Source organism: Catenuloplanes indicus (genome assembly GCF_030813715.1).
Taxonomy (GTDB): domain Bacteria; phylum Actinomycetota; class Actinomycetes; order Mycobacteriales; family Micromonosporaceae; genus Catenuloplanes; species Catenuloplanes indicus.
On sequence record NZ_JAUSUZ010000001.1, the window covers coordinates 4,981,910 to 5,006,958 of the forward strand.

Below are 25,049 nucleotides of genomic sequence, written 5' to 3' on the forward strand. Positions count from 1 at the left end.
GTGACTACTCCAGGACCGAGGGCTTCTCGCCGGGCACGCGCGGCTCCTGACTGCTCAGCTCCGCGTGGATGATCAGCCGCTCGTAGTTGTCCAGCTTCGGGTTGCAGGTGGTCAGCGTGAGCATGCGCTTGGTCGGCTCGGCGCCGGGCTGGTTCGGCACCGGCGCGACCACCTCGACCTGGTTCGGCTTCACGATGTGCTCCATCGTGACCTGGTAGATGTACCAGGAGTCCTTGGTCTCGACCACGATCGGATCGCCCTCGACCAGCTCGTCCAGCGCCCAGAACGTGGCCCGGTTGCGGTGCCCGGCGACGGAGAAGTTGCCGACCTCGCCGGGCATCGCGCTGTTCGGGTAGTGGCCGGGCGCGTACCGGATGTCCTCCGGGGTGACGCCCTGGTTGACCACCCACCGCTTGTCGAGCCGGGGGATGTAGAGCCGGCCGACCGGCCCGTCCGGCGCCGCCTCGGCGGAGACGGTCGGCGTCGGGCCGACCGTGGGCGCGTTGTCCCACGCCTGGCTGAGCTGCTCGTCCAGGTCGCTCTGGTGCGCGTCGACGACCGCGCCGGAGCCCCAGACCTCGTACGCCGCGAAGAGCAGCACGATCAGGCCGAAGGTGATCATGACTTCACCGGCCCCGCGCACGACCGCCATGGTTCGGGTGAACCAGGTGGGCCGGGTCAGCTCGGAGTAGACGCTCTTGTAGCCGTCCTCGACCCGCTCCGCGCGCAGCCGCACGACCTTGGCGCCGCGGGGGATCTTGTTCTCGGCGTGCTTGCCACCGCCCTCGGGCGCCGGCGGCTCCTCCGTACGCGGTCGCTTGGAGTCGCCGAGTATCGCGCCCATCATCATCGTGGGCTCCGCGATCGGTGACGCCGGTGCGGCGGGCGCGGACCGGTGCGGTCGGGCCGGGGCCGCGGCCGGCAGCTGCGCGGTCTGGTCGGAGAGCGGCGGGGAGACCTTGGGCCGGGCCGTGGTCGTGTCCAGCGGCGGCGTGGCCTGCCGCGGTGACATCGTGGGCGGGCGCGGACCGGCCGGGTGGGCCGGCAGGGGCGCCGTGGTTTGCGTGTCGCTGTTCGTGCCGTATGCGCCGGGCTGAGCGGCGCGCGGGTCCTTCGGGAACGGCGACGGCCGGCGAGCGGGCGGGTTCGGCGCGGTGCCACCGTAGACCCGCGGGATTATCGCGGTGCTCTCCCCGGCCGGCGGAGTCACCGGTGCGGCGGGCGGTTCCGGCTCGGCGGGCGTGGGTGAGTAGGTGCTCGCGGCGTACGTCGCGGGCTGGCCGCGGCGCCCGGACGGCGGCTTGTCGCTGTTCATCGGGGTCACCCGGGGACATCCGCGGTGCGCAGGGCGGTGGATCCGTCATACGCCGGCACGGTGGTGTTCCCTTCCACGGTCTCTCGATAACCCAGCCCGTAATCGGCCACCGCCTGGCGGAAGGCCTGGACCCCGGACGACGACGCGAGGGACGCCCGCATCGACTCCGGATCGCCGATCGCGATGATCTCGAAGGGCGGCGAGTAGTTCCGCCCGTGGAGAAGCAGTGTGTTGCCGACACAGCGTACCGCGCTGGTCGAGATGACCCGAACTCCCATAATCGACATCGCCTCGGCGCCACCGGCCCACATCGCGTTGACCACGGCCTGTACGTCGCCCTGGTGCACCACGAGGTCGTCGTTGGTGGCACCGTTCGTGGCGTCGGTCTGCGGTGCGTCGTCCAGCACCACACGCATGCCGGGCCCGCCCAGCGCGGTGAAGCCGGCCTGCTGCTCGTAGCCGCCGGCGCGGTCGTTCTGTGCCTTGACCGAGCCGTCCGACGATCCCTGCGCGTCGGTCTGGGCCCGGACGTCGTCGCGCAGCGCGGCGGCCCGCTCCTCCGCGGCCTCCACCCGGTCGCGCTCGTCCTCGATCAGCTGCGCCAACTGTGGGCGGCGGTCCTCGCGCAGCGCGGTGCCGGCCGCCGTTGTCGCGCTGGTGGTGAACAGCAGGCCCGCGGCCAGTGCGATCACGGGCGTGCCGATCGACCAGACGGTGGGTTTGCGGCCCCGGCGCCCGGGCGGCAGCGCGCCGGTGGCACGCCGGAGCACCTGCCGCCAGGACCGGACGTCGTCGGTGTACTCCACGCCTGTTTCGTCCTCCCCGTGCCCGGGACCGCGACCTGTGACAGTTTCTTTGCGGCCCGTCGATGCTTTAGCGCGCCGCCTTGACTACGCTAACGAACGAACAGTAGTTCGCCACGGACCACCGCCGCTCCCACCGGTCGCCTGGTCAGCGGGCGACCCGGATCCAAGACGGCAACCACAGGAGAATGCAGTGCCTAAGTCGCAGGTCCGCAAGAAGAAGGTCTACACCCCGCCCGCCGATCTCGGGCCGGCGAAGACCGGTGCGGCAGCCGGCAAGCCCAGCCCGGTCTGGGTGCCGGCGCTCGCCTGCGCGCTGCTGATCGCCGGCATCGCGTGGCTGGTGCTCTACTACCTGTCCAGCCAGCAGTACCCGGTCGCGACCTGGGGTTACTGGAACCTCGGCGTCGGCTTCGGCTCGATGGTCGCCTCCCTGATCGTTTTCACTCGCTGGCGGTGACGCTCGCTTGGGCGCTCCCTGTCCGCGGAAAGCGCGGACCGGGAGCGCGAGCGTCGATACTGACCCGGGAGGCCCCCCGGGTCCCTCGTTCCGTCGGTCGCTGTGCGTGGCCGGGCGGCGGTTGGGCGGTTTCCCGCGCGCGGGCCGCTTAGGGTGATCCCGATTGAGCCGTGGGTCATGGGCTGCGAGATGCTTCACGTTACGGCGCGCCTGTAGTTACTCGCGGGTAATCGGGCGCGTAGGCTGCTGAGAGACTGCAGCCGTTCGCAGCAGCCCCGGGAGGCCTTCGCATGGGCAGCGTCCAGATCGCGACGACGATCGTCGCCTTCGCCATCACGGCCGTCGCCGTCGTCCTGGCGGTCCGCGCGGTCCGCCAGATCGTTCAGGTGATCCGGCTCGGGCAACCGGCGCCGGAACGGTTCTCCGACCCGCTGAGCCGGACCGTGGTCATGCTCAAGGAGACCGCCGGTCATACCCGGATGTTCAAGTGGAGCCTGATCGGCGCCGCGCACTGGTTCGTGATGGTCGGCTTCCTGGTCCTCTTCCTGCTGGTGGTCGAGGCGTACTTCGAGGTCGTCACGCCGACCGGCGAGCTGCCGATCATCGGGCACTGGCTGGTCTTCGGCTTCGCGACCGAGTGGATCGGCATTCTCGGTATCGCCGGCATCGTCTACCTGATGGCCGTGCGCCTGGCGAACCGGCCGACCCGCCCCGGCGGCCGCTCCCGCTTCACCGGCTCCACGATGTGGCAGGGCTACTTCGTCGAGTGGATCGTGCTACTGGTCCTGATCTTCGGTTTCCTGATCCGCGGCTTCAAGGTCGCGACCGATCACTTCGCCTACCCGGTCTGGGCCGCGCCGCTCAGTCACGCGGTCGGCTCGGTGCTGCCGGCCTGGGAGTCCGGCGCCAGCGTCGCCGCGATGGTCAAGATCATGATCTCGATGACCTGGCTCATCGTGATCTCCCTGAACGTGACGATGGGCGTCGCCTGGCACCGGTTCCTGGCGTTCCCGAACATCTGGTTCAAGCGCGAGCCGGCCAAGGCGGCCGGGTCCGGCCTCGGCCCGCTCAAGCCGATGACCAGCGAGGGCAAGCCGCTCGACTTCGAGGAGGCGGACCCGGAGAAGGACCAGTTCGGCGTCGCCCAGGTCGAGCAGTTCACCTGGAAGGGCCTGCTCGACTTCTCCACCTGCACCGAGTGCGGCCGCTGCCAGTCGCAGTGCCCGGCGTGGAACACCGGCAAGCCGCTCTCGCCGAAGCTGATGATCCTGTCGCTGCGCGACCACGCGTACGCGAAGGCGCCCTACCTGCTGGCCGGCGGCGGCAAGGACCTGACCGGCGAGGAGAAGGCCACCGAGGCCCAGCTCGCGCACATGGACGTGCTCGCGGTCGCGGAGGGCAACCGGCCGCTGATCGGCACCGAGGCCGAGATGGGCGTGATCGACCCGGACGTGCTCTGGTCCTGCACCACCTGCGGCGCCTGCGTCGAGCAGTGCCCGGTCGACATCGAGCACGTGGACCACATCGTCGACATGCGCCGGTACCAGGTGCTGATCGAGTCGAACTTCCCGTCCGAGGCCGGCGTCATGCTGCGCAACCTGGAGAACAAGGGCAACCCCTGGGGCTCGCCGCAGAACACCCGTGAGGACTGGACCAAGGGTCTGGACTTCGAGATCAAGCGGGCCGGTGGCGACGAGGACTTCGAGTACCTGTTCTGGGTCGGCTGCGCCGGTGCGTTCGAGGACAAGGCGAAGAAGACCACCCGCGCGGTCGCGACGCTGCTGCACGAGGCCGGCGTCGACTTCGCGATCCTGGGCGAGGGCGAGACCTGCTCCGGCGACCCGGCGCGGCGGATCGGCAACGAGTTCATCTACCAGATGCTCGCCCAGCAGAACGTGGAGACGCTGAAGGAGGCGAACGTCAAGAAGATCGTCGCCACCTGCCCGCACTGCTTCAACACGCTCGGCAACGAGTACAAGGACCTCGGCCTGGAGGTCGAGGTCGTGCACCACACCGAGCTGCTCAGCCACCTGGTCGCCACCGGCAAGCTGACGCCGGTGAACCAGCTCGACGGTGGCGTCACCTACCACGACCCGTGCTACCTGGGCCGGCACAACCGGGTCTTCGCGCCGCCGCGTGAGGTGCTGGGATCCGCCGTCAAGGACGGCCTGACGGAGATGTCGCGCAACCAGGAACGCTCCTTCTGCTGCGGCGCCGGCGGCGCGCGCATGTGGATGGAGGAGAAGATCGGCAAGCGGATCAACATCGAGCGTACGGAGGAGGCGCTGGCCACGAACGCACAGACGATCGCGGTCGGCTGCCCGTTCTGCTACACGATGCTCGGCGACGGCGTGAACGCGAAGGGCAAGCACGAGGACGTCGAGGTCGTCGACGTGGCCACCGTGCTGCTCCGATCGATCAAGGCGGACAACGTACCGTCTGCGTAAGGTTTGAGCTTTGATGCTTTACCGCGGCACCTGGGGAAGACAAGGATCTACCCCAGGTGCCGCGGTGATGTGCGGCAGGATAAGGCCGAGGTGAATCGATCATCGACGGGCTCCTACTCACCACACTGCTGCCGCTGGTCATCTTCGCTCTGCTGACCGCCGGCAACGCGTTCTTCGTGGCCGCGGAGTTCGGCCTGGTCACGGTGGACCGGGTGGAGATCGAGCGACGGGCCGACGCCGGGGACCGCGGCGCCCGGGGCGTACGCGCGGCACTGCACGAACTCTCCTTCCAGCTCTCCGGCGCGCAGCTGGGCATCACGATCACGGCGTTGCTCACCGGCTACCTCGCCGAGCCCGCGCTGGCGAACCTGATCGACCCGGCGCTGCGCCCGCTGCTCGGCCCGCGGGTGGAGGCGGTCGCGCCGCTCCTCGCGCTCGTGGTCGCCACGCTCTTCTCGATGCTCTTCGGCGAGCTGGTGCCGAAGAACGCGGCGCTGGCCCGGCCGATGCGCGCCGCGCTGCTCACCGCCGCGCCGATGCGCGTCTTCACCGTGCTCTTCGGCTGGCTGATCCGCGCGCTCAACGGCGCCGCGAACCGGGTGGTCCGCGGCTTCGGCGTCGAGCCGCAGGAGGAGCTGGCCAGCGCGCGCTCGCCGGACGAGCTGGGCCTGCTGGCCACCATCTCGGCGAACGCGGGCGAGGTGTCGGCCGAGACCGCGGCGCTGTTGCGGCGCACGATCCGGTTCGCGGACAAGCGCGCGGCCGAGGCGATGACGCCGCGGGTGGACGTGGTGGCGCTGCGGGCCACCGACACGGTCGCGGAGCTGATCACGCTGGCCCGGGAGACCGGGCGCACCCGCTTCCCGGTGTACGAGCGGACGCTCGACCAGATCACCGGTGTGGCCGGGGTGCCGGACGCGCTCGGCGTGCCGCTGCACCGGCGTGCCGGCACCACGGTCGGTGCGGTCGCGCGCGAACCGGTGCTGGTCCCGGAGAGCCTGGACCTGGACGGCGTGCTCGCGGCGCTGCGGGCCGGCAACGCGGACCTGGCGATCGTGGTCGACGAGTACGGCGGCACCGACGGCGTGGTCACGGTCGAGGACCTGGTCGAGGAGCTGGTCGGCGAGATCGCGGACGAGCACGACGTGGCGGAACTGACCCCGGACCCGCCCGGCGACGAGCGGAAACTCCTGGTCGACGGCGTGCTGCGGGAGGACGAGCTGCTGGAGCAGACCGGCTTCCGATTACCGGAAGGGCCGTACGAGACGCTCGGCGGTTTCCTGATGGCCCGGCTCGGCCACATCCCGGTGCCGGGTGAGACGGTCCGCACGGACGGCTGGGAGTTCACCGTCGTCTCGGTGGAACGGCACCGGATCGAGCAGGTCAGGATCGTGACGCCGGATGCTTGAGATCGGTCTGACCGTGCTGCTCCTGCTCGGCAACGCGTTCTTCGTCGGCGGCGAGTTCGCGCTGATCGCCTCCCGGCCCACCGTGCTGGAACCGCTGGCCGAGACGTCCGCACAGGCCCGCCTCGCGCTGGCCGCGATGAACCAGATCCCGCTCATGATCGCCGGGGCCCAGCTCGGCGTCACGATCTGCTCGCTCGGCCTCGGCGCGATCGCGGAGCCGGCCATCGCGCACTACCTCGAGGTGCCGTTCCACGCGGTGCACGTGCCGGAGCCGGCCGTGCATCCCATCGCGTTCACGATCGCGCTCGGCCTGGTCGTCGGCCTGCACACGGTGCTCGGCGAGATGGTCCCGAAGAACATCACGCTGGCCGGACCGGAACCGGCCGCCCTCTGGCTCGGCCCGGCGATGCTGGTGTTCTGCACCGCCACGAAACCGCTGCTGCTGGCGATGAAGTGGGCGTCCCGGCAGCTGCTACGGCTCTGGGGGATCGAGACGTCGGACACCGCGAAGACCGTCTTCACCGCGGACGAGCTGGCCGGGCTGGCCAGCCAGGCGCAGGCGGAAGGGCTGCTCGGCGACGAGGAACACGCGCGGATCACCGGCGCGCTCGCGCTCGGCCGGCAGACCGCGGCGGACGCGCTGCGCGACTGGCTGAGCGTGGTCACGGTCTCGGAGGACGTGTCACCGGCGTCGCTGGAGGTGCTCTCCACCCGTACCGGGTGGTCGCGGTTCCCGGTGGTGCAGCGCTCCACGCGGCGGGTGCTGGGCTTCGTGCACGTCAAGGACATCCTCGGGTACGAGGGGGAGGAGCGCCGCCGTGCCGTGCCGGCCGAGGTGATCAGGCCGCTGGCCGTGGTGCCCCCGGACCGTACCCTCGCGGATCTGCTGATCGGGATGCGGCGCGAACGGAAACACATGGTGCTGGTCAGCGACGGTCGTGCGCCACTTGGAATTCTGACGCTGGACGATGTGCTTACTGCGGTGGTTGGTGGCGATTTAGCGTAACGATTAGTGGTGGTACGAGTGCGGTACGAATTGGTATTCGCCATTGGGTTGATAACGGACGCGTAAACGTCCTAAGGTGAGGATCCGTTACTCCGCCGGCACTATCCAATCCGGTCCGGCAGACCTCTCACCCCCCTCGGAGGCGAGCCCCGGTGACGCCAAGGCTCTCGTTGCGTCCCCATCGCGTGCTGACGCGCGCATTCCTCTCGGCCGGCGCGGCTGTGCTGTTCAGCCTGACGCTGCTGTCCGCCCCCGCTCACGCTGAGCCCACCCTCGCGCAGATCGAGGCTCAGATGGACGAGAAGTGGGGCGAGCTCGAGCCGATGATCGAGGAGCACAACAAGGTCCGCAGTGACCTCAAGGGCAACCAGAAGAAGCGGTCCGAGCTCGAAGCGAAGATGAAGCCGCTCAACGACCAGATGAAGATCGCGGTCGACAAGGTCGGCGTGATCGCCAACCGGTCGTACCGGGAGGGCCCCGCGTCCGGTCTCAACTCGATCCTGCGGACCAGCTCGCCGACCGCGCTGACCGACCAGCTCGTCTACCTGGACCGGCTGGCCGCGGGCGAGCGGGCGGACATCGAGGCCGTGGCCGACGCCCGCGCCGAGATGGACAAGCAGAAGGCCGAGCTCGACAAGGTCGTCTCCGAGCAGGAGAAGCGGGAGAAGGAACTCGCGACCAAGAAGGCCGCGGTCGAGAAGGAGATCGAGGAGCTGGAGAAGCTGCAGGAGGAGGCGTACGGCTCGGTGGCCAACGTCCCCAGCAGCGGCAGCACCTCCGGTGGCGGTTCCTGCTCGGCCAGCGGCGCGACCGGTGCGGCCGCGATCGTGGTGGCGACCGCCTGCGCGCAGCTCGGCAAGCCGTACGTGTTCGGTGCGGCCGGACCCGGCTCGTTCGACTGCTCCGGCCTGGTCGCCTTCGCGCACAGCGCGGCCGGTGTCGGCCTGCCGCACAGCACGGTCTCCCAGTGGAACATGGGCACGCCGGTGAGCGGGTCCGAGGCGCGCGCGGGTGACGTGGTGTTCTTCAACAGCAGCCTGAGTCACGATGGCATCTACCTGGGCGGCGGCATGATGGTGCACGCGCCGCAGCCCGGCATGTCGGTCGAGGTGCTCAGCATCAGCGTGATGCAGGTGGTCGGCTTCCGCCGATACGTCTGACGCCACACAGTCCAGCGCGGGAGCCCGCACCGGTACGTACACCGGTGCGGGCTCCTGCTTTTGCATGATTTTGCCGTGAGCCGCGGTGGATGGGCCGGGTGCCGCAGCCGGCAATCCCCACAATGGGGGAATGTCCGAAACACGCCGTATGCCGGGAAAGCTGACGGGCCGGGTGGCTGCGGTCGCCGTGGGAGGGGCGGTGCTCGCGCTGCTCACCGGCGCGATAGTGGCTTCCGGCGGCGACCCCGCCCCGACTCCGTCCGCTTCCCCCTCCCTCTCCCCGTCGCCCGTGTCCTCGGAGCCGGCCGCGGCGCCGGAACCCTTCGTGGACGATGGCGGGATCGAGGTGGTGCCGTCGGCCTCCACCGAGGTGGCGCGGATCGCGCCGGGCCCGGTCTCGGTGCGGTACACGTTCGACGGCGGCGCCGGCCGGCAGTTCCTGGACGTCACCGGCCGATACGGCATGCGGGCGCGCACCGCGGCCGGTGGCGCGCTCCGGCTGACCCGGCACGGCGCCGGCTGGGCCGCGACCTTCCCGGCCCGCTGCACCGCGCTGCCGCAGAACTGCCCGCGCGCGATCCTGGAGGGCGGCGACCCGGCCACGCTCAACCCCGGGACCAGGCGCCTGCGCTACGGCGCGTCCGTGCTGATGCGGCCCACCGACACCGCGGACGGCGCGAACGTGGTGCAGAAGGGCTTCTCGGTCGGCGGCGGCACCCAGTACAAGCTGCAGGTCGACGGGCTGGACGGCCGGCCCAGCTGCGTGGTGGCCAGCCCGGCCCGGATCTACCGGGTGATCGCGCCGGTCCGGGTGGCCGACGGGCGCTGGCACGCGGTCGGCTGCACGCGCGCCGGTGGCGCCCTGTCGATCACGGTGGACGGCGTGGCGCGCGGCACGACGAAGCTGCCGGCCCGGCTGTCCATCGCGAATACCGAGCCGCTGCGAATCGGCGGTAAGAGCGTGACCGCCAACAACGATCAATATGCCGGTCAGGTGGACGATGTATATGTGGCGATCAATTGACGTGACGTACGGCGACCACCCTTTCACGTACCGATTTTTGGGCTAGATCCGCTTGCGGTGTCCGTTTTGCCTCTCTAATCTTGGGGTTCGCCGGGCTCGATGACGCGCGATCATCAGCGGTCGCCGCGAGCCTGACACCGCCGAATCATCCACCCGATGAACCGGGGACCCAATCAGCACTCGGGGTGAATCCGCCGGCCGCGGCCGGCGGTAGGGCGATGACCCTGTGGTGGGCGCTACTGCACCGGCCCTCACCCGCCCGAACCCGTCAGCTAACCCGGTAGGCGGTCAGGGACACAAGGGAGCACACACTTCGGTGGCAGGCATTGCCGCACTCCGAAACCGGTCCGTCCTCGTCGGCGCCATGTGCGCGCTGACCACTGCGCTGGTGGTCACGCTCGGCGGCACCGCCGCCCACGCGGAGCCGAGCGTGACCGAGGTGGAGAAGCAGATCGATGAGGCGTGGACCCAGCTCGAGCCCACGGTCGAGAAGCACAACTCCACCCGCCAGGAGCTGCAGAAGAAAAAGAAGCAGGCCGAGGTGCTCGGCGCCAAGATCAAACCGTTGCAGGCCGAGGTCGACCAGGTCATGAACCGGGTCGGCGTGATCGCGGCGGAGGAGTACAAGACCGGCCCCGCCAGCACGCTCGGCTCGATCCTGGTGACCGGCTCGCCGACCACGCTCACCAACCAGCTCGAACTCCTCGATCACTTCGCCCGTACCCAGGGCCGGGAGATCGCCGAGGTGGTCGCGCTGAAGGAGCAGCTGGAGGCGGAGAAGGCGCCGCTTGACGCGCTCGTCGCCGACCTCACCAAGCAGGAGGCGGAGCTGGCCAAGAAGACCAAGGAGATCAACTCCAAGGTCGACGAGCTGCAGAAGCTCCGGCTCCAGATCTACGGCAACGGTGGTGGCGGCGAGCTTGCCCCGGCGCCGTGCCCCTACGAGTACCCCGGCGGTAAGCGCGGCGTCGTGATCAAGTTTGCCTGCGCGCAGATCGGATCACCGTACGTCTGGGGTGCGGCCGGACCGGATGCCTACGACTGCTCCGGCCTGATGCTCGCGGCGTACAACCAGGTCGGCATCTCGTTCCCGCACAACGCGGCCGCGCAGCGCGGGCTGATGCGGTCGGTGAGCCGCGCCGAGCTCCAGCCGGGCGACTTCGTCTTCTACCGCGCCGACCTCAGCCACGTCGGCATGTACGCCGGTGACGAGTGGGTGGTGCACGCACCGAACCCCGCGGAGCCGGTGCGGATGATGAAGATGGACGCGATGCCGGTGCACAGCTTCGGCAGTCCGCTCTAAGGTCTTCTTGTGGGCCGCCCTCGCTCGACGGGGGCGGCCTTCTTACGTCGTGGGCCAGGTGCGCCAGTTGCGCCACGAGCGGCTCGGCGTCGGCCCGCGCTGCCCCTGGTAGCGGGAGCCGTAGACCTCCGACCCGTACGGATGCTCCGCCGGCGACGACAGCCGGAAGATGCACAGCTGCCCGATCTTCATGCCCGGCCAGAGCGTGATCGGCAGGTTCGCCACGTTCGACAGCTCCAGCGTCACGTGCCCGGAGAAGCCCGGGTCGATGAACCCGGCCGTCGAGTGCGTCAGCAGGCCCAGCCGCCCCAGACTGCTCTTCCCCTCCAGCCGCCCCGCCAGCTGATCACCCAGCGAGATCACCTCCAGCGTGGAGGCCAGCACGAACTCACCCGGGTGAAGCACGAACGGCTGACCCGCCGGCACCTCCACCTCGGATGTCAGGTCGTCCTGCTGCACCGCGGGGTCGATGTGCGTGTACAGGTGGTTGTTGAAGACCCGGAACAGCCGATCGAGCCGCACGTCGATGCTGGACGGCTGGACCAGCGCGGCCTCGAACGGATCGAGGGCGAGGGTGCCGGCCTTGATCTCGGCGACAAGGTCCCGGTCGGAGAGCAGCATCCGGACACACTATCTCGCATGCTGGCCGTTCGAACGCGTGTTCGAGTAGGATCGTCACATGGCTACCTGGACCGCTTTCGCCACCTCACAGCCCGGTTTGGCCGCCGCCATCCGCACCCTCATGCAGCAGTACGGTCCGGGCCTTGGCTACCTCGCCACCGTCCGCTCCGACGGCGGCCCCCGCGTCCACCCGGTCTCCCCGGTCATCACCGACGAGGGCCTCTTCTGCTTCATCGTCGACTCCCCGAAACGCCGCGACCTCGACCGCGACGGCCGCTACGCGCTGCACAGCTTCCCGCCCGAGGACAGCGACGACGAGGCCTACCTCGCCGGCCACGCCCACCCGGTCACCGACACCGCCCGCATCACTCGCCTGGCCGGCGACCTCCGCGCCGAACCCCACGTCGACTGGCGCCTCTACGAATTCACCATCGACGTCGCCATGCTCGCCCGCCACGGCCGAGGCGGCGCCACCCCCCTCGCCACCGACACCACCACCGCCCGCCCCGCCGTCCAGGTCTGGCGCGACCACGCCCCCACCGTCGAAATCGTCATCGCCGCCTCAGGCGACTCACAGGCATAGCCGCTCGCGCGGCGATCGCCAAACCAGGTAGAGTGAGGCCGCACCACGCGGGTGTAGTTCAATGGCAGAACATCAGCTTCCCAAGCTGACAGTGCGGGTTCGATTCCCGTCACCCGCTCCACGGCAAAAGCCCTGGTCAGGACAGATGTCCCAACCAGGGCTTCCGTGTTTCTAGGACTAGAAATCCGCCGCGTGCCATCCACGTGCCATTAGACCGGCTCAGCCTCGTCCTGAGCGGCCTTCGGCGCCCGCTTGCTCGGCTTCCGCCGAGCCGCCTGCACCGCCTTGTTGATCGCTTCGGCGATCGCCCGATCGGCCTCCGAGTTGGCGTGCTGGTAGATCAGCGCCGCGCGCGGGCTGTCGTGGCCCATCCGGGTCATCAGGTCCCGCAGGCTCGCACCCGGCGCGCGGGACGCGAGCGTGTTCCCGGTGTGCCGGAGGTCGTGGAAGTGCAGCTTCGGCGCCCCGATCGCCGCGACGGCATCCGACCACTTCACGAGCTGGTTGAAGTTCCCTCGCCAGATCGTCCGGCCCTCCGCGCCGGTGAACACAAACGCGTCCGGGTCATCACCCGCGAACTCGGCGAGATGCGCCCTTACCTTTGGCAGGACGACGGCCGGCAGGGTGACCGTGCGAAGTCCGGCCCGCGACTTCGGCGGGCCGAGGACCAGGCCCGTGCCGCGCTGCTCCACGTACGCCTGACGGACGCGCACCGTACCCGCCTCAAGGTCGATGTCTCGCCGCTGCAACGCGATCACCTCACCCCACCGGAGACACCCGAACGTGGTGACCAGGATCAGCGCGCGGTAGCGCTCCGGCACCTTCTCCGCCAGGTCGAAGACCTGGGCGACGGTGAGCACCGGCCGTTCCGCCGGCCGCTCCTGGTCTGCTCCCTTGATCCGGCACGGGTTCACCCGGATCAACTCGTCCTCCTTGACCGCCGTCATCAGGACCGCGCGCAGCAGCCGGTACGCCTTCGCGGCCATGGTGGCGGAGACGCCGTTGTCGAGCAGCTTCGTACGCCACTCCCGAACCATCGGCGTACTCAGCCGGTTCAGCGGCACCTTCCCGAGGTACGGCGTGACGTGCTTGCCGAGCAGCCACGTGTAGAGGTGCACCGTCCGGGGCCGCAGGTTCGGCCGTTCGGCGATCCAGCGCTCGGCGTAGTCCTGCAACCAGATCTTGCCTCGGTTCGGGTCGATCCACTCACTGGTGATCAGCTTCGACTCGACGATGGACAGGTACTGCTCGGCTTCCTGCTTCCGTTCGAACGTCTGCTCTCCCGGCCGCACCACACCGTCCGGGCCGGGGTAGCGCACCTGGTAGCGGCCGGACGGCAGCTTTCGGATCGCGCCGAACCGGCGGTGGCCTCCCTTGCCCGGCATCAGGCCACACCCCGCAGCCCGCGCCACACGCTCTCCGGCGTCATCGGCTCAACCCGGCCCGCCGTGACGAACTCGGCCAGGTCGGTGGGATCGAAGCGCACCGAGCGACCGAGCCGGTAGAACGGGATGCGACGTTCGGCGACCAGCCGACGGACGTACCGCACGCTCATCTTGATCCGGAGCGCCGCTTCCTCGATCGTGAGCAGTTCCTCGGGCAGCACCGGGGCAACGGTGCGGATGTCGGTGACCTTGGGCATCAGCGGCATTCCTTCCGAACGGCGGGAGATCGAGCGGGAAGCGGACTGTGAGGGACGGCCGGTTGGCCTCGGTCGCACGCTGGTTCCTCTCGGGCGGGGCGTCTCGGATCGGTCGTGACAGAACTGCCAGAACCGACAGAACCTCTGCGGTACGGGGGTTGTGGCAGTTCTGTCGGTTCTGTCAGGGGCTTCATGCGGTCCGCCGGGCGTCGCGGATCGGATGGACGGTGGCGGCCGGCCGGTGCACGTCCGGGTTCACGAGGAAGGTTGGCGACGGCGGCCGGCCGCCGGTCCGGGGTCGTGCCGGCGGGTCGATCTGGCGGAGGTAGCCGTGCGCGTCGAGCACCGCGAGCGCGGGTTCCAGGTCGGCAACGGCCCGGATCGTGGCGGACTTGGTGGCGCGGTACAGGTCGCGTTTGGTGAATGTCGTCGATCCTGTGCGCTCGATCCACGCAAGCACGTGCCGGGCGTTGCGGGTGGCCTGGTCGGCGCCCATGTCGTCGAATGCGGCCAGCGCGTGAGCGGCGTAGTAGTCACCGAGCTGTGCAGCCCGGTCGATCGTCTCCGCCTCCACCGGCTTGCCCCATCCGTCGCGCAGGTGCTCGGCAAGGTGGATCAGCCCGGCCATGCGGACGACGGCGCCGGTGTACTTGCTGCCCCAGTCCACGACGTGTCCCCACGCACCACCGGGCGCAAGCCGTGGCTCTACCGCGCGCTCGATGTCGAGCACCCTGGCGTTGGCATCCTCGGTGAGCGGCAGGACCGCCGGGTCGGTCCACCCCGCGAGCGTGAGGACCAGGGCGCCTAGGTTGTCCCGGTACGCCTCGGCTACCTCGGCCGGAACCGGGTCGGCACCGATGCGGCGGAAGCCGACCGTGTTCTCCGGCAGGGCGAACAGGATGCGTGCCAGCAGTCCGAGCCCGCGAAAGCCCGGCATGGAAGCGATGTCGCGCAGCACGTCCGGTTGCACGGCCAGGCCGAGCGTGAGCGCGGGCTTGGCGACGTGCTGACTCTCGCGGGACAGCCGGCCGACGCGCATCATGTCCCCGGCGTGCCCCTTGAGGAACACCTCCAAGTTCGGCGTGCCCGAGTAGCGGCCGGCGATCGTGGCGAAGATGCCACCTTCCGGCGATAGCACCGCCAGCCGCCCGCCCTGGTCCGCGAGCAACTGCGCGGCAGCCTCGCTGGTCACGTCGTCCGCGACAAGCTGAGGCAGGCTCGGCACCGTGACCGCTTCGGCCTGCATCGCGGCGGCCGACGCCTCGGCCAGCAACGCATCCCGCGCCGACGCATCCGCGTTCGCCGCAGCATGCGCCGCCTTGTCAGCGGCCTTCCCCGCCACCCGCGCCGCCAACTCGGCCTCGACGATCGCGGGCTTGGTCCGCTCCACCAGCGCCGATTCAGCCGCCAGCAGAGGCCCGGTGATTGCCGCGAACACCGCCGACTTTCGCGACCCCGGCGGCAACACCACGACCGTGAACAGGTTCGTCGGCTCCCGCCACGATCCCCGCACCTCCACCTCGGCCCGCCCGCCGGCCGCCGTTGACAGGGCCGCGAGCGCGATGCTCCCGGCCAGGTCGACTGGCGTCTGCGTGAACTCCGCGACTGCCCGCACCATGTCCGCCACCCATCCCGGCAGCACGTGCGCGGGAAAGGCCGGCAGATGCCGCCCGGTGCCCAGCGGGATCGGTGGCGCCCATTCCGCGCCGGTGCTGGTGTCGTCGAGCAGTGCGCGGCTGGTCGCCAGCAGATCGGCTGTGTCGGTGCCGGAGTCCGCGAGCTGGGTAAGCCGCAATCCCAGCTCGGAGACCTCCCGCCGCCGCGCGTGCCCGGCGACGATGTCCGCGTAGTAGCCGGCATTGGCGACGCTCGGCACCTCGGAGATCAGCGTGTGCAGGTACGGCGCCCCGCCCACTCGCGCCAGATCCCCGGTCTCGGCCAGATGCGCCGCGAGCATGATCGGATCGGCCGGTGTACCGGCCGCGTCGAGCCGGCAGATCGCGTCCCACAGCGCTCCGTGGTTCGGGCGGTAGAAGTCGCCGGGGTTGAGCTTGGCCGCAAGCTCGGTGACCAGCGACGGACTGAGCAGTGCGGCGCCGATGACGGCACGTTCCGCGCCTTCGTCGTGTGCGGGTCGGTTCATGATGCGGCCTCCTTTCCAGGTTGAGCAGCGGATCAGCGGTGGGGTGACGGCCGGGCAGCGACCGCGACACGGCCGAGCAGGACGCGCAGGCCGGAAAGCATGGTGAGCAACTGCCGCCGCGCCGCCACCTCACGGCGAGCGAGCGGCACCCACAGCCGGACCTCGGCGTACTCGCGGCCGTTCTCCGTCCGCGTCCGGGTGACGACCCCGCGACCGTGCCGCGCCAGGTCGACGATGATCTCCGCGCTCCGGTGCTCGTTGAGCCCGCAGCGATGGTCAGCGGCGCACCAGTCCGGGTGCGGAGTGCGGTTCATCGGTTGCCGTCCCGGTGCACGCGCCGGTACTCGTTCCACACGTGCCGCCCGACCCGGATGCGCCGTCCGGTGCCGTCGCAGCGCCGGCACAGCCGGAACACGCGCCCGAACGGGCTCTTGATCCGCCCGGTTCCGTGACAGGTCGAGCACGCTTTCCACGGCCAGATCGCGCAGCTAGCGGCGTAACAGATCGTGACGGGTGGCAGGACAAAGCAGAGGAAGCTAGCGATCAGGGAAGGGGTGTCCACGAACGCCTCCAGGGCCGGTTTTCGGGCATGGGGGATCAGGGCCGCTAGCGTGCTAGCGTCCTGGCAGGGCTTCATTTCGTGTGCTAGCGGAGGTGCTAGCGCTAGCAGGCTCGGGCGCTAGCGCCAGCACCCTCCGGCGGCTCTAGGCCGCAGCCTTCAATCGGTTACGCTCGGCAACCTTTTCCGCGACGTGCGCGCGGGTGATGCCGCGCCGGTTGACGGTCTTCCCGCCCACCCGCCGGCCGATCTGGTCAACCTCGATCCCGTACGGCTTCAGCGCCGCCGTCAGCTGCTCCGGCGCCCATCCGTCGTAGGCATCCGGCCGCAGCTCGGCCAGCCTCGCCACCACGGTCTCGTTCCACACCCGCAGCTCCGCCACTGGCACCACGGACAGGATGTCGTCGAGCAGGTGATGACCGGCAGTCCGTGAGACTTCCGGCGTCTCCCCGAGCGCGTGCCCGGTCAGCCGCCCCGCGCGCTCCCGCAGCGCCCGCGCTTTCTCGGCAAGGACGTTCGCGGCCGGCCCGTCGATGAACACGGTCGACACGATCCGCGCGTCCGCGCCTTCACCGGCGAAGTAGCCGATGCCCTTGTCCTCCCACGCGAACATGGTCGCCCGGACGCCGTTGCGGTACTTGCTGGTCCCGAGCACCATGTCGTTCTCCATCTGCCCCATGACCTTGAGGCAGAACCGCGTCGAGGCGTTGGCGGAGATCGCGGTCGGCAGGCTCTTCGCGTCCGGCCGCTGCGTGGCCAGGATCAGCACGATCCCGGTAGCCGGCCCGCGCTTCACCAGGTCCGTGCAGATCTCCTCCAGCTCGGCCCCGTACTCCGGGTGCTCGAACCAGACCTGACACTCATCGACCCCAACGACGATCGGATGCAGCCCCAGCGAGCGCCGCGTGGCCAGCTCCGGCGTGACCTTGTTCTCCGGGCACAGATCCGGCGGCAGATCCCGGATCACCCGCGCCCGCCGACGCAGCTCCGCCCGCAGCTCCCGCATCGCGGCCACCGCGTAGAGAATGTCTTCGTCATCCTCACCAGCCCTGTACCGGTGCGCGACCTTGCCCAGCGCGGAGAGGTCGCCGGTGCCCTTCAGGTCGTACGCGTGGATTTCCGCCCGCGGATCGAGCGCCGCGATCAGCAGCGCTTCCCGCAGCGCGAACGTCTTGCCCATGCGCGGAATCGACCCGATCACCATTGCGATGAACATCAGCGTCAGGTTCACCCAGCGTCCGCGCTGGTCCGTCCCGTACGGCTGAGGCTTAAACAGGTCTATGGGTCCGCCCTTGAGCAGCGGCCACGCGGGCTTACGCGCCTTCGACATGTCCTGATCACCGACCCAGAGCACCAGCCGGCCGGGGTGCACCTCGGCGTTGCCCTCCGGCCACACGCACCCCAGCGGCCGAGTGAGCGCGCCGGCCAGCTTCTCCCGCCGCTCGATCACCTCGGTCGCGGTCACGCCGGGCGGGAGGTCGACATCGGCGCGCCACCCGGGTCCGTCGCGGGTGATCGGCGCCGGGAACCCAATCGCCTTGTCGCCCAGCTTCGACACCGCCTGGTTGATCCCCGCGAGCCCGAGCACGGACAGCGCGAGCGTGACCTGATTCGACGTCAGCTCTTGCACATGCGTCGGAACGACCGCGCGGGACACCAGCGGCCTATCCGGTCGCGCCCCGCCGAGCCCGAACGCGGCGACCAGCCCCGCGAGCGTCGCCCAGTGCGCCCAGCTCGGCGCCAGCACCGCGAGCACGAACGTGCCGCTCACGCCGAGCACCGCGACCGACGCCGCGATCAGCGTCCGCAGACGCACCCGGCCGTCACGCTGCCGGGACAGCCGGAGGTACTGCTCCGCGTCCTCCCGCCGAACCGCCGCAAGCCGGACGGGCAGGCCTTCCAGGTCGAGCACCCACCGCGTACCGCCGGAAATGAATCGCCAGACCCCGCGCGGCGCCCGCAGCGCGAGCTTCCCGCCGTAGACCGGCATCCGAACCGCGTGATAGGCGGAGACGTGCAGGTAGTGGGCCGCGATCCAGCGGCACGTGTGCCGGAAGTCCGAGCCCGACAGCATCCACGCGGGCAGGATCGGCTTGCGCTGCGCGGCCTGCCGCGCCAGTTCCTTCAGCCACTCATCATCGGTACGGGCATGCGGCTGGTCGACCATGACCACCTCACCCACCAGCACCTCAGGGGTGAGGGTGGCCGTGCGGCCGGTGTGTTCCGGGTTGGTCTCTGCGAGCATGAGGGTTCTTCCTCCTGAAGCCTCACGAGGTGAACGGAGCGAGTGACCGGCGGCGCGGCACAGGTTTCCAGGCCGAAGGGCCGCGCCGCCGGGCGAAGCTAGGAACGTCCGTCGTGATTGAGGTGCGCCAGCGCCGCGCCCATCCCGAGCACCGCCACCGGCAGGCACGCGACCACCGTCGTGATCTGCCAGGGCGCCTCGGTCATGCCCGCGGCTTCCATGTGGTGGTAGGCGACCTGCCCGAGCGCGCCAAGGATCAGCGAGCCGATCGCGGACCACTTCGCGAACCGCCGTACCCGGACGCTGACCTGAGCCGAAAGCCAGACCCGCAGCGCGTACGCCGCATAGGTCTCGACCCCGATCGGGAGCGTGATCGCGGTGTTCAGGCTGAACCCGTCCGCGATCCCCGGAAGCGGGTGCACCACCCCGAACCCGGTCATCTCCCCGAGCCCGACCCACCCCGACCACACCGCCGCGAACGCCGGCAGCGCGAGGATCAGCACCGGCCACGACGGCACCGCCCGCCGCGTGACGGACTCAGCGGCCGGAACCGGGTCCACGACCGCCTCACGCTGGCCGATCGCCTCCACCGTCACCGGCGCCACCTCGGCCACCGGAACCGGCACGGTCTCCGGCTCGGCCACCGCCGGAACCGGGTCCGGCACCACGTCCTCCGGCGCCTGCTCCGGCTCGGGATCGGCCGGTGCGGTTTCCTGCTCCAGCGCCGCCCGGATGGCCTTGGCCTTCGGCCGGCCCACCTTCAGCTCGGTCTTGATCCGGTTCTCGGACGGCAGCACACCCAGGGCCGCCACCAGTTCCTGAGCGCGGGGAAGAAGGTCCGCCACCTGAGGCGGATACGCGGAGACGGTCATCGCAGGACTCCTTCGGCGTCGGCGTTCTCGGGCTTGGCGTAGAGGAAGTTGAAGAGGCTCTGCTGAAGCCGAACCAGATCCGCGGTGGCCTCGACCGGCGGAAAGCCGTGCCGTTCCAGCACCCGCGCCACGTCCACCAGCAAGCGGTACCTGAAGCGCGAATCCCCATCCGTCGGGATCGGGAAGACGGAATTCGTCACGCCACCCACCCCAGCTCCGCGCTGTCCAGGTGCCGCCGGTGCAGCGCCAGCGCCTCCCGAGCCACCCGCTTCTCCGCGATCCGCATCCGGTGCCAATCCAGCTCGGTCGGACCGCCGTCCGCACAGAAGACGCGGATCTGCGCGTCCAGCAACGCAACCTCCGCGCTGATCAACGGCTCTTCCGCCTCGATCGCCGCGAGTTCGCCCGACGTGGGGCCGTCGACGTCGTTGAGCCAGTCGTTCGGTGCCAAGACGCACTCCTCTTGTGGCTTCCGTGACCACCGTCGTTGTGACGGCGATCTCTGTGCCACGAAGCTAACAGTTGATATGCGAACAGGTCAACTGTTAGATCGGAAGTTTGTGCAGGAAGGCGTCTGAGCTGCTTAAACGTGGGCTAACAACGTCGGCGGCCAGCAAATCACCTGGTATTTTGGGATACCAGTTGCACGATGCCGCTGATAAGAGGAGACGCCATGTCGACCCCCCGCCCGCCACTGACCCGTGGGGAATCGCTGCATCAGCAGGTCGCACGCAACATCCGCAACGACATCGAGGCCGGCGTACTCCGCGACGGAGACGTCCTCCCGTCCACCCGTGAGCTGGCCGAACGCTGGGACGTCAGCGTCTTCACCATCTCCGAAGCGATGCGTCTTCTGGCCGAAGAGGGGTTGGTGATCAGCAAGTCCCGCTCCAAGCGCTACGTCCACGCCCCCGGTCAGGACCGCAAAGCCGACATCCGCCCCCGGCAACCGAAGGTCGTCATCGTGGGCGGCTACGCCGGCAGCGGCAAAACCGAGCTGGGCCGCATCCTCGCCCGCGAAACCGGCTGGTCCATGCTCGACAAGGACACCCTCACCCGCCCGGTCGTCGAGGCCGCGTTGGAGACCATCGGCCACTCACCCCACGACCGCGAGTCCGCCGAATACTTCAACCTCATCCGCCCCCGCGAGTACGAGGCCCTGATCGCGGCCGCCACCGAGAACGTCGCGTGCGGCAACAGCGTCATCCTGACCGCCCCGTTCATCCGCGAACTCAACGACCCCGCGTGGATCGAGCGCACCCAGGCCACCTTCACCGAGCTGAACGCCACCACGATCTACGTCTGGGTCTACTGCGACGAAGCCACCATGCACACCTACGTCCGCCACCGCGGCGCCGCCCGCGACGCCGCGAAACTCGCGGACTGGGCCGGCTACCTCTCCAAGGTCGAAACCAGCTTCCGCCCACCGGTCCCGCACAAGGTCATCGACAACTCGGCATCCAGCCGCCCACTCCAGGCCCAGGCAAAAGACCTGATCAAAACCATCACCGGCGGTACGCAATGAGCCGCGCCATCATCCTCTACGGCCCACCCGCCAGCGGCAAAGACACCGTCACCCACGCCCTGGCCGAGCTGGACCCCACGGTCACTCTCTTCCGCCGGCTCAAGGCCGGCCCCGGCCGCACCGGCACCTACCGCATGACCACCGAGCCCGACATCGACCGTCTCCGCGCCACCGGCGACATCATCTGGGAGAACCGCCGGTACGAGTCCGTCTACGTCATCGACCGCCCCGGCCTGACCGACGCACTCACCACCGGCATCCCCGTCGTCCACCTCGGCCAGGTCCCCGCGATCGAGGCACTGGTGAACGCCACGCCGGAGACTCGCTGGACCGTGGCCTACCTCTGGTGCCCCCGCGACGTAGCCAAGTCCCGCATCGTCTCCCGCGCCACCGGCGACACCAGCGCCCGCCTGCGCGCGTGGGAAGAAACCGAGCCCGTTCCCGAGCCCGATCTCTTCCTCAACACGGCGCAGATCCGGCCGGCTGACGCCGCGCATGCTGTTCTCGACGTCATGAAGCGCAGCTCGGCCTAATCCTCGGCCCCTTTGCGAATCAGGGCTTCCTTGTGCACGACGAAGAGGCTCTGCGGCCCCTTCTCCTCGGCGCCCTTCATCTCGACACCGAGGATTCGGACCCACTGCACATCCGGCACCGGCAAGAACAGATGCGAGACATGCAGAATCCGAATATCCACGTCTCGCTCACCGTCTTTGACATCAAATCTGTTGAGGTGAACGATGTCTCCCACGGCGTGGAAATCATCGGGTACGCACCGACGTTCGGAGATCATGGATTACGCCGCCTTGGCGACTGTTTTCCGGTCGGGCCTCTTCGCCTTCACGGCGTTCTCGATGATGATGAAGAAGAACCTGAACATGGCGAACACGTCCGGCCGCGTGAACATCAGCGTGTCGGTCGCCTCGTCAGGATCATCCGTGAAGACGTCCACCTCCACGAACCAGTCACCCGGCGTGGAGACGGGCTCCACCAGCCGCACCTCGATCCGGTCGATGAACATGTCACCCGACAGCCCCATCTTCCACGGCTTCGACCGGTGCTGCGGCACCCCTCGGGGCGACTCGGCGCCGGCCGTGCATACCTCCGGGTCGCAGAAGTCCGGGTGCTCGGCATCGGTTATCTCTGGACTTGCGCCGATGGTTACCGACGGCATGGGAATCTCCTCCTTGATTCTCGGCGGAAAAGCGGACGGCCTAGCACCACCTGGCGACGCGCCCTCCTTGACTACAAGGACTATTTCCGAGAATCGATTGACCAGGAACCCGTTCGACGTTGCATCCATTCGTCGGCGAAATCGACCAACGCTCTGCGGAACGGCGACACTCGCACGGGGAACCGATGGGGAATCCCATGCCCACTGACCAAACCGGCACCGCACACCCGATGCTGCGAGCGCTCGGGCATGAACTGAGACTCGCCCGCGAACGCAAGGGCATCACCCAGGAAGCCCTAGCAGCGAAGATCCACTTCTCCAACACCCACGTCTCCGCCGTCGAGACCGGCAAGCGCCCACCCAGCGCCGAACTGATCCACCGTGCCGACGACGCACTCACCACCGGAGGCCTCCTCGGCCGCCTCCTCGACGCGGCGCACGAGGCCGCGTCGCGCGAGATCATGCCCGAGTGGTTCCGCCCATGGGCAGACATCGAACAGACCGCCACCGCGCTCCGCACCTACCAGCAGTTCGTCATCAGCGGCCTACTCCAGACCCCGGACTACGCCCGCGCCGTCCTGCGCGCCGGGATGCTCACCACCGACGAGACCGCCCTACAACGCGCCACCGACGCCAGAATCCAGCGGCAACAGATCCTCACCAGCAAGACCCCGCCGGAACTGATCATGATCCTCGAAGAGTCCGTGCTACACCGCCCGATCGGTTCACCCGAGATCATGCGCGCCCAACTCGACTCCCTCATCACCGCCAGCACCGCCGGCCGAGTCGAACTCCACATCCTCCCCACCGACATCGGCGCCCACCGCGGCATGTCCGGCTCCTTCGTCCTAGCCAGCGTCCCCCACGCCCCCGACCTCGCCCTACTCGACACCCAACTCCGCGACCTCATGATCGAGTCCCCCGAAGCCGTTGATGCCCTCCGCCGCACCTGGGAAGGTCTTCTAGGGGAGGCGCTGCCCCAACGCCTCTCAATCAACCTGATCAAGGAAGCAGCCCAAACATGGACCATCTGACTTGGAAAAAATCCACACGCAGTGGCCCCAACGGCGGGGACTGCATCGAGGTTGCGACCGCCAACGAGCACATTTACGTGAGGGACAGCAAGAATCCTGACGCCGCGGTATTAACCGTAGGTCCCCATGCGTGGACGCGATTCATAAGAGAAATCCAGTGTGTTAAGGGGCTGTGGTGAGTGAGGGCGGTGATTGAGTTGAGGGTATTAAGATGTCGCGAGAAAGGCCCGTTCTTAAGCGCCTGGCGCGCGTGAATGCGAATTTACGACCACCTTCACCACTTTCTCGGTGATATAGATAACGCGGCCGAATCTAATGCATGCCAGGGTTAGTGTCGCAAAGAGAAGAAAGCATAGCGGCGAGTTGGGGCCTTCGTCAGTGTCGAAAATTAGTGCAGCCATGCCATAGGTCAAGGCAAGTGCCATCCATTTTGCCGCCCGAATGTAAGCGCGGAAGATGGCGGCATAATTTTTGGTTCCTTTGATCAACTCGAAGCGGGGTGAATTCGCATATCCGAGTACGATCGTTAATGCTGCAACGACGAACCCGAGAACAACTCCCTCAAGGCCTACTATTGCGGGATAGATGTCACCTCGGCGCCCTTTGAAGAGCTCGTGCAAAAAGTTGCTAATTGGTTGCCATTGTGCAAGTGGTATGGCAACTGCGGTAACGATCGCGTATTCGATCCAGAGCGATTTGTCTCGTCCCCAATGCACCGGCTCCACGTTGCCACCTGGCCCTCGCGCTAGGTCAACTTATGCTCTCTTGACGCTAACAGAGGGGGCTGACAAAAGATCTTGGCGCAGGGCCGCGTAAGCGTCCTGGATGTTCCTATATGCATCATCTGAGTCTAAAACCCGAGATCGCTCGCCGATGCGCAAGATCTTTCGCGAGCTGATCAGGTGATCTTGGAGCAGGTTGACCTCGTCCGGCCTGTCGGAGCCCTCCTCAAGGAGTGCTGCCTTGAACTGGACGACGATCTCACGAAGATCGGGCCGACGAACCATGTTCCGAATGAAGGCCATAATCTCTTGGCCGAGGTTGTCCTTCTGCCATGGTCTCGGTCCGAGCATAATGCCAATGGTGTCAGCCTCACTGCCGCGTGCAAGCGAATCCAATGCCTCCCCCGTTTTGGCGTGCATGCTTCTGATCGTTTCGATGTGAGCGCGGCGAACTTTCATCTCGAATGTGCGAACGGCAACCTTATTCTGTAGCTTCGCGGCGATGTCCTGTCGCATTAGTGCTTCCATCTGGAATTCTGGTGCTTGAGCTGCGCCCATTTTGTTGATATATTCAGCGAATCTGCTCGCCCGAGGACCGTAATGGTTGTATTCAACGCCGACGATCTCATTGGGGAAGATGCATAGGTGGGAGACTTCACAGAGCCCCTCCTCCTCGGCAAGAACAAGGTTCTTGAGCTTCCCAGAAGACTCGGCTTGCGGGAGAGCATTGCGGCGAATGAGTCCGAAAGCGACGTTCGATACGTCGCCAACGTGACTAATCCATGCACAGTAGACGTCACCGTCCTTTTGGATTAGGTAACGCCCGCCAACTTGTTCGAAAGGTAGTTTATTGACGTACTCAAGGGCGGGTCGAATGTCGACCCGGCGAGGCGCGCCCGACTCGGTGGCGCCACCGTCCATGCGGTAGAAGTAGATGCTTCGGGTGGCCGTCGGGCGCGATGAAGTCGCCGGTGTCGTCATGCTGCCGATGATCGCACAGCGTCG

Annotated in this window: 27 protein-coding genes, 1 tRNA gene and 1 riboswitch; of the genes, 13 read left to right on the forward strand and 15 right to left on the reverse strand. The window is 68.3% G+C overall.

All coding sequences use genetic code 11. The features are described 5' to 3' along the window. Window positions 1–4 precede the first annotated feature (4 nt). Together J2S42_RS22400 and J2S42_RS22405 are read right to left on the reverse strand one after the other, a co-directional pair. Window positions 5–1,315, reverse strand: a complete 1,311-nt coding sequence (locus J2S42_RS22400) for a class E sortase (protein ID WP_307242109.1) — start codon at window positions 1,313–1,315, stop codon at window positions 5–7. Window positions 1,316–1,320: 5 nt separating this feature from the next. Next, window positions 1,321–2,121 carry a DUF881 domain-containing protein gene (locus J2S42_RS22405; RefSeq protein ID WP_307242110.1) on the reverse strand — a complete coding sequence of 267 codons (801 nt, stop codon included), beginning with the start codon at window positions 2,119–2,121 and terminating at the stop codon, window positions 1,321–1,323. Between the two features lie 190 nt (window positions 2,122–2,311). On the opposite strand from J2S42_RS22405, the gene J2S42_RS22410 reads away from it, so the two are divergent. The 7 genes from J2S42_RS22410 to J2S42_RS22440 all read left to right on the forward strand — a co-directional run bounded on the left by J2S42_RS22410 (window position 2,312) and on the right by J2S42_RS22440 (window position 10,927). Further along, window positions 2,312–2,578 (forward strand): cell division protein CrgA, encoded by a 267-nt coding sequence (locus J2S42_RS22410; protein WP_307242112.1) that lies wholly within the window; start codon window positions 2,312–2,314, stop codon window positions 2,576–2,578. Between the two features lie 290 nt (window positions 2,579–2,868). Then, a complete protein-coding gene (locus J2S42_RS22415; RefSeq protein WP_307242114.1) occupies window positions 2,869–5,025 on the forward strand; it encodes a (Fe-S)-binding protein in 2,157 nt (718 codons plus the stop codon). A gap of 128 nt (window positions 5,026–5,153) precedes the next feature. After that, window positions 5,154–6,434: a hemolysin family protein gene (locus J2S42_RS22420; RefSeq protein ID WP_307248933.1), complete on the forward strand. Its 1,281-nt coding sequence runs from the start codon at window positions 5,154–5,156 to the stop codon at window positions 6,432–6,434. Beyond that, entirely contained in the window at window positions 6,427–7,440 is a 1,014-nt protein-coding gene (locus J2S42_RS22425; RefSeq protein WP_307242116.1) for a hemolysin family protein, read from the forward strand. Before J2S42_RS22420 ends, J2S42_RS22425 begins: the two co-directional genes overlap by 8 nt. Before the next feature lie 185 nt (window positions 7,441–7,625). Further along, the gene (locus tag J2S42_RS22430; RefSeq protein WP_307242118.1) at window positions 7,626–8,600 is read left to right on the forward strand and encodes a C40 family peptidase; all 975 of its coding nucleotides are present in this window, start codon (window positions 7,626–7,628) and stop codon (window positions 8,598–8,600) included. Window positions 8,601–8,925: 325 nt separating this feature from the next. Next, window positions 8,926–9,624 (forward strand): LamG domain-containing protein, encoded by a 699-nt coding sequence (locus J2S42_RS22435; protein ID WP_307242120.1) that lies wholly within the window; start codon window positions 8,926–8,928, stop codon window positions 9,622–9,624. A 128-nt stretch (window positions 9,625–9,752) separates the two neighbouring features. Then, window positions 9,753–9,926, forward strand: a riboswitch (cyclic di-AMP (ydaO/yuaA leader). Window positions 9,927–9,940: 14 nt separating this feature from the next. Continuing rightward, window positions 9,941–10,927, forward strand: a complete 987-nt coding sequence (locus J2S42_RS22440) for a C40 family peptidase (protein ID WP_307242121.1) — start codon at window positions 9,941–9,943, stop codon at window positions 10,925–10,927. A 42-nt stretch (window positions 10,928–10,969) separates the two neighbouring features. Here J2S42_RS22440 and dcd read toward each other — a convergent pair whose 3' ends face one another. Further along, window positions 10,970–11,548 (reverse strand): dCTP deaminase, encoded by a 579-nt coding sequence (gene dcd, locus J2S42_RS22445; protein WP_307242123.1) that lies wholly within the window; start codon window positions 11,546–11,548, stop codon window positions 10,970–10,972. A gap of 58 nt (window positions 11,549–11,606) precedes the next feature. Here dcd and J2S42_RS22450 point away from each other — a divergent pair, with 58 nt between their 5' ends. After that, window positions 11,607–12,131, forward strand: coding sequence for a pyridoxamine 5'-phosphate oxidase family protein (locus tag J2S42_RS22450; RefSeq protein ID WP_307242124.1), 525 nt, complete (start codon window positions 11,607–11,609; stop codon window positions 12,129–12,131). Between the two features lie 47 nt (window positions 12,132–12,178). After that, window positions 12,179–12,252 (forward strand) — tRNA-Gly (locus tag J2S42_RS22455). Window positions 12,253–12,340: 88 nt separating this feature from the next. Here the strand turns inward: J2S42_RS22455 and J2S42_RS22460 are convergent. The 8 genes from J2S42_RS22460 to J2S42_RS22495 all read right to left on the reverse strand — a co-directional run bounded on the left by J2S42_RS22460 (window position 12,341) and on the right by J2S42_RS22495 (window position 20,043). After that, the gene (locus J2S42_RS22460) at window positions 12,341–13,516 is read right to left on the reverse strand and encodes a tyrosine-type recombinase/integrase (protein WP_307242126.1); all 1,176 of its coding nucleotides are present in this window, start codon (window positions 13,514–13,516) and stop codon (window positions 12,341–12,343) included. After that, a complete protein-coding gene (locus J2S42_RS22465) occupies window positions 13,516–13,773 on the reverse strand; it encodes a helix-turn-helix domain-containing protein (protein ID WP_307242127.1) in 258 nt (85 codons plus the stop codon). Before J2S42_RS22465 ends, J2S42_RS22460 begins: the two co-directional genes overlap by 1 nt. Window positions 13,774–13,963: 190 nt before the next feature. Next, entirely contained in the window at window positions 13,964–15,916 is a 1,953-nt protein-coding gene (locus J2S42_RS22470) for a DUF3987 domain-containing protein (RefSeq protein ID WP_307242129.1), read from the reverse strand. A gap of 32 nt (window positions 15,917–15,948) precedes the next feature. Then, complete coding sequence (locus tag J2S42_RS22475) at window positions 15,949–16,230, reverse strand: hypothetical protein (protein WP_307242130.1); 282 nt, start codon at window positions 16,228–16,230, stop codon at window positions 15,949–15,951. A 390-nt stretch (window positions 16,231–16,620) separates the two neighbouring features. Further along, window positions 16,621–18,888 carry a cell division protein FtsK gene (locus tag J2S42_RS22480; protein WP_307242132.1) on the reverse strand — a complete coding sequence of 756 codons (2,268 nt, stop codon included), beginning with the start codon at window positions 18,886–18,888 and terminating at the stop codon, window positions 16,621–16,623. Then, the gene (locus J2S42_RS22485) at window positions 18,819–19,592 is read right to left on the reverse strand and encodes an ABC transporter permease (RefSeq protein ID WP_307242134.1); all 774 of its coding nucleotides are present in this window, start codon (window positions 19,590–19,592) and stop codon (window positions 18,819–18,821) included. Before J2S42_RS22485 ends, J2S42_RS22480 begins: the two co-directional genes overlap by 70 nt. After that, complete coding sequence (locus J2S42_RS22490; protein ID WP_307242135.1) at window positions 19,589–19,792, reverse strand: hypothetical protein; 204 nt, start codon at window positions 19,790–19,792, stop codon at window positions 19,589–19,591. The genes J2S42_RS22485 and J2S42_RS22490 overlap by 4 nt, the downstream gene beginning before the upstream one ends. Beyond that, window positions 19,789–20,043, reverse strand: coding sequence for a DUF6284 family protein (locus J2S42_RS22495; RefSeq protein WP_307242137.1), 255 nt, complete (start codon window positions 20,041–20,043; stop codon window positions 19,789–19,791). The genes J2S42_RS22490 and J2S42_RS22495 overlap by 4 nt, the downstream gene beginning before the upstream one ends. 222 nt (window positions 20,044–20,265) lie before the next feature. On the opposite strand from J2S42_RS22495, the gene J2S42_RS22500 reads away from it, so the two are divergent. After that, the gene (locus J2S42_RS22500; protein ID WP_307242139.1) at window positions 20,266–21,117 is read left to right on the forward strand and encodes a GntR family transcriptional regulator; all 852 of its coding nucleotides are present in this window, start codon (window positions 20,266–20,268) and stop codon (window positions 21,115–21,117) included. Then, on the forward strand, window positions 21,114–21,650 hold the full coding sequence (locus J2S42_RS22505) for a P-loop nucleotide/nucleoside kinase family protein (protein ID WP_307242141.1): 537 nt from the start codon (window positions 21,114–21,116) through the stop codon (window positions 21,648–21,650). Before J2S42_RS22500 ends, J2S42_RS22505 begins: the two co-directional genes overlap by 4 nt. Here J2S42_RS22505 and J2S42_RS22510 read toward each other — a convergent pair. Next, a complete protein-coding gene (locus tag J2S42_RS22510) occupies window positions 21,647–21,907 on the reverse strand; it encodes a hypothetical protein (RefSeq protein WP_307242143.1) in 261 nt (86 codons plus the stop codon). The two genes, J2S42_RS22505 and J2S42_RS22510, sit on opposite strands and share 4 nt — an antisense overlap. 3 nt (window positions 21,908–21,910) lie before the next feature. Continuing rightward, window positions 21,911–22,417, reverse strand: coding sequence for a hypothetical protein (locus J2S42_RS22515; protein ID WP_307242145.1), 507 nt, complete (start codon window positions 22,415–22,417; stop codon window positions 21,911–21,913). Window positions 22,418–22,485: 68 nt separating this feature from the next. Between J2S42_RS22515 and J2S42_RS22520 the strand changes: the two genes are divergently transcribed. Together J2S42_RS22520 and J2S42_RS22525 are read left to right on the forward strand one after the other, a co-directional pair. Then, window positions 22,486–23,322: a helix-turn-helix domain-containing protein gene (locus J2S42_RS22520; RefSeq protein ID WP_307242146.1), complete on the forward strand. Its 837-nt coding sequence runs from the start codon at window positions 22,486–22,488 to the stop codon at window positions 23,320–23,322. Continuing rightward, a complete protein-coding gene (locus tag J2S42_RS22525; RefSeq protein WP_307242148.1) occupies window positions 23,310–23,501 on the forward strand; it encodes a DUF397 domain-containing protein in 192 nt (63 codons plus the stop codon). The genes J2S42_RS22520 and J2S42_RS22525 overlap by 13 nt, the downstream gene beginning before the upstream one ends. 54 nt (window positions 23,502–23,555) lie before the next feature. On the opposite strand, the gene J2S42_RS22530 is transcribed toward J2S42_RS22525, so the two are convergent. After that, complete coding sequence (locus tag J2S42_RS22530) at window positions 23,556–24,047, reverse strand: hypothetical protein (RefSeq protein WP_307242150.1); 492 nt, start codon at window positions 24,045–24,047, stop codon at window positions 23,556–23,558. Window positions 24,048–24,077: 30 nt separating this feature from the next. Further along, a complete protein-coding gene (locus J2S42_RS22535; protein ID WP_307242151.1) occupies window positions 24,078–25,025 on the reverse strand; it encodes a hypothetical protein in 948 nt (315 codons plus the stop codon). Window positions 25,026–25,049: the final 24 nt, after the last annotated feature.

What these genes read in the sequence shown, in the direction of transcription:
- J2S42_RS22485 (WP_307242134.1), bottom strand. Translation starts at nt 19,592, where the DNA reads ATGACCGTCTCCGCGTATCCGCCTCAGGTGGCGGACCTTCTTCCCCGC.
- J2S42_RS22510 (WP_307242143.1), bottom strand. Translation starts at nt 21,907, where the DNA reads ATGATCTCCGAACGTCGGTGCGTACCCGATGATTTCCACGCCGTGGGA.
- J2S42_RS22470 (WP_307242129.1), bottom strand. Translation starts at nt 15,916, where the DNA reads ATGAACCGACCCGCACACGACGAAGGCGCGGAACGTGCCGTCATCGGC.
- J2S42_RS22460 (WP_307242126.1), bottom strand. Translation starts at nt 13,516, where the DNA reads ATGCCGGGCAAGGGAGGCCACCGCCGGTTCGGCGCGATCCGAAAGCTG.
- J2S42_RS22400 (WP_307242109.1), bottom strand. Translation starts at nt 1,315, where the DNA reads ATGAACAGCGACAAGCCGCCGTCCGGGCGCCGCGGCCAGCCCGCGACG.
- J2S42_RS22505 (WP_307242141.1), top strand. Translation starts at nt 21,114, where the DNA reads ATGAGCCGCGCCATCATCCTCTACGGCCCACCCGCCAGCGGCAAAGAC.
- dcd (WP_307242123.1), bottom strand. Translation starts at nt 11,548, where the DNA reads ATGCTGCTCTCCGACCGGGACCTTGTCGCCGAGATCAAGGCCGGCACC.
- J2S42_RS22425 (WP_307242116.1), top strand. Translation starts at nt 6,427, where the DNA reads ATGCTTGAGATCGGTCTGACCGTGCTGCTCCTGCTCGGCAACGCGTTC.
- J2S42_RS22515 (WP_307242145.1), bottom strand. Translation starts at nt 22,417, where the DNA reads ATGGATGCAACGTCGAACGGGTTCCTGGTCAATCGATTCTCGGAAATA.
- J2S42_RS22475 (WP_307242130.1), bottom strand. Translation starts at nt 16,230, where the DNA reads ATGAACCGCACTCCGCACCCGGACTGGTGCGCCGCTGACCATCGCTGC.
- J2S42_RS22520 (WP_307242146.1), top strand. Translation starts at nt 22,486, where the DNA reads ATGCCCACTGACCAAACCGGCACCGCACACCCGATGCTGCGAGCGCTC.
- J2S42_RS22465 (WP_307242127.1), bottom strand. Translation starts at nt 13,773, where the DNA reads ATGCCCAAGGTCACCGACATCCGCACCGTTGCCCCGGTGCTGCCCGAG.
- J2S42_RS22535 (WP_307242151.1), bottom strand. Translation starts at nt 25,025, where the DNA reads ATGACGACACCGGCGACTTCATCGCGCCCGACGGCCACCCGAAGCATC.
- J2S42_RS22500 (WP_307242139.1), top strand. Translation starts at nt 20,266, where the DNA reads ATGTCGACCCCCCGCCCGCCACTGACCCGTGGGGAATCGCTGCATCAG.
- J2S42_RS22450 (WP_307242124.1), top strand. Translation starts at nt 11,607, where the DNA reads ATGGCTACCTGGACCGCTTTCGCCACCTCACAGCCCGGTTTGGCCGCC.
- J2S42_RS22415 (WP_307242114.1), top strand. Translation starts at nt 2,869, where the DNA reads ATGGGCAGCGTCCAGATCGCGACGACGATCGTCGCCTTCGCCATCACG.
- J2S42_RS22525 (WP_307242148.1), top strand. Translation starts at nt 23,310, where the DNA reads ATGGACCATCTGACTTGGAAAAAATCCACACGCAGTGGCCCCAACGGC.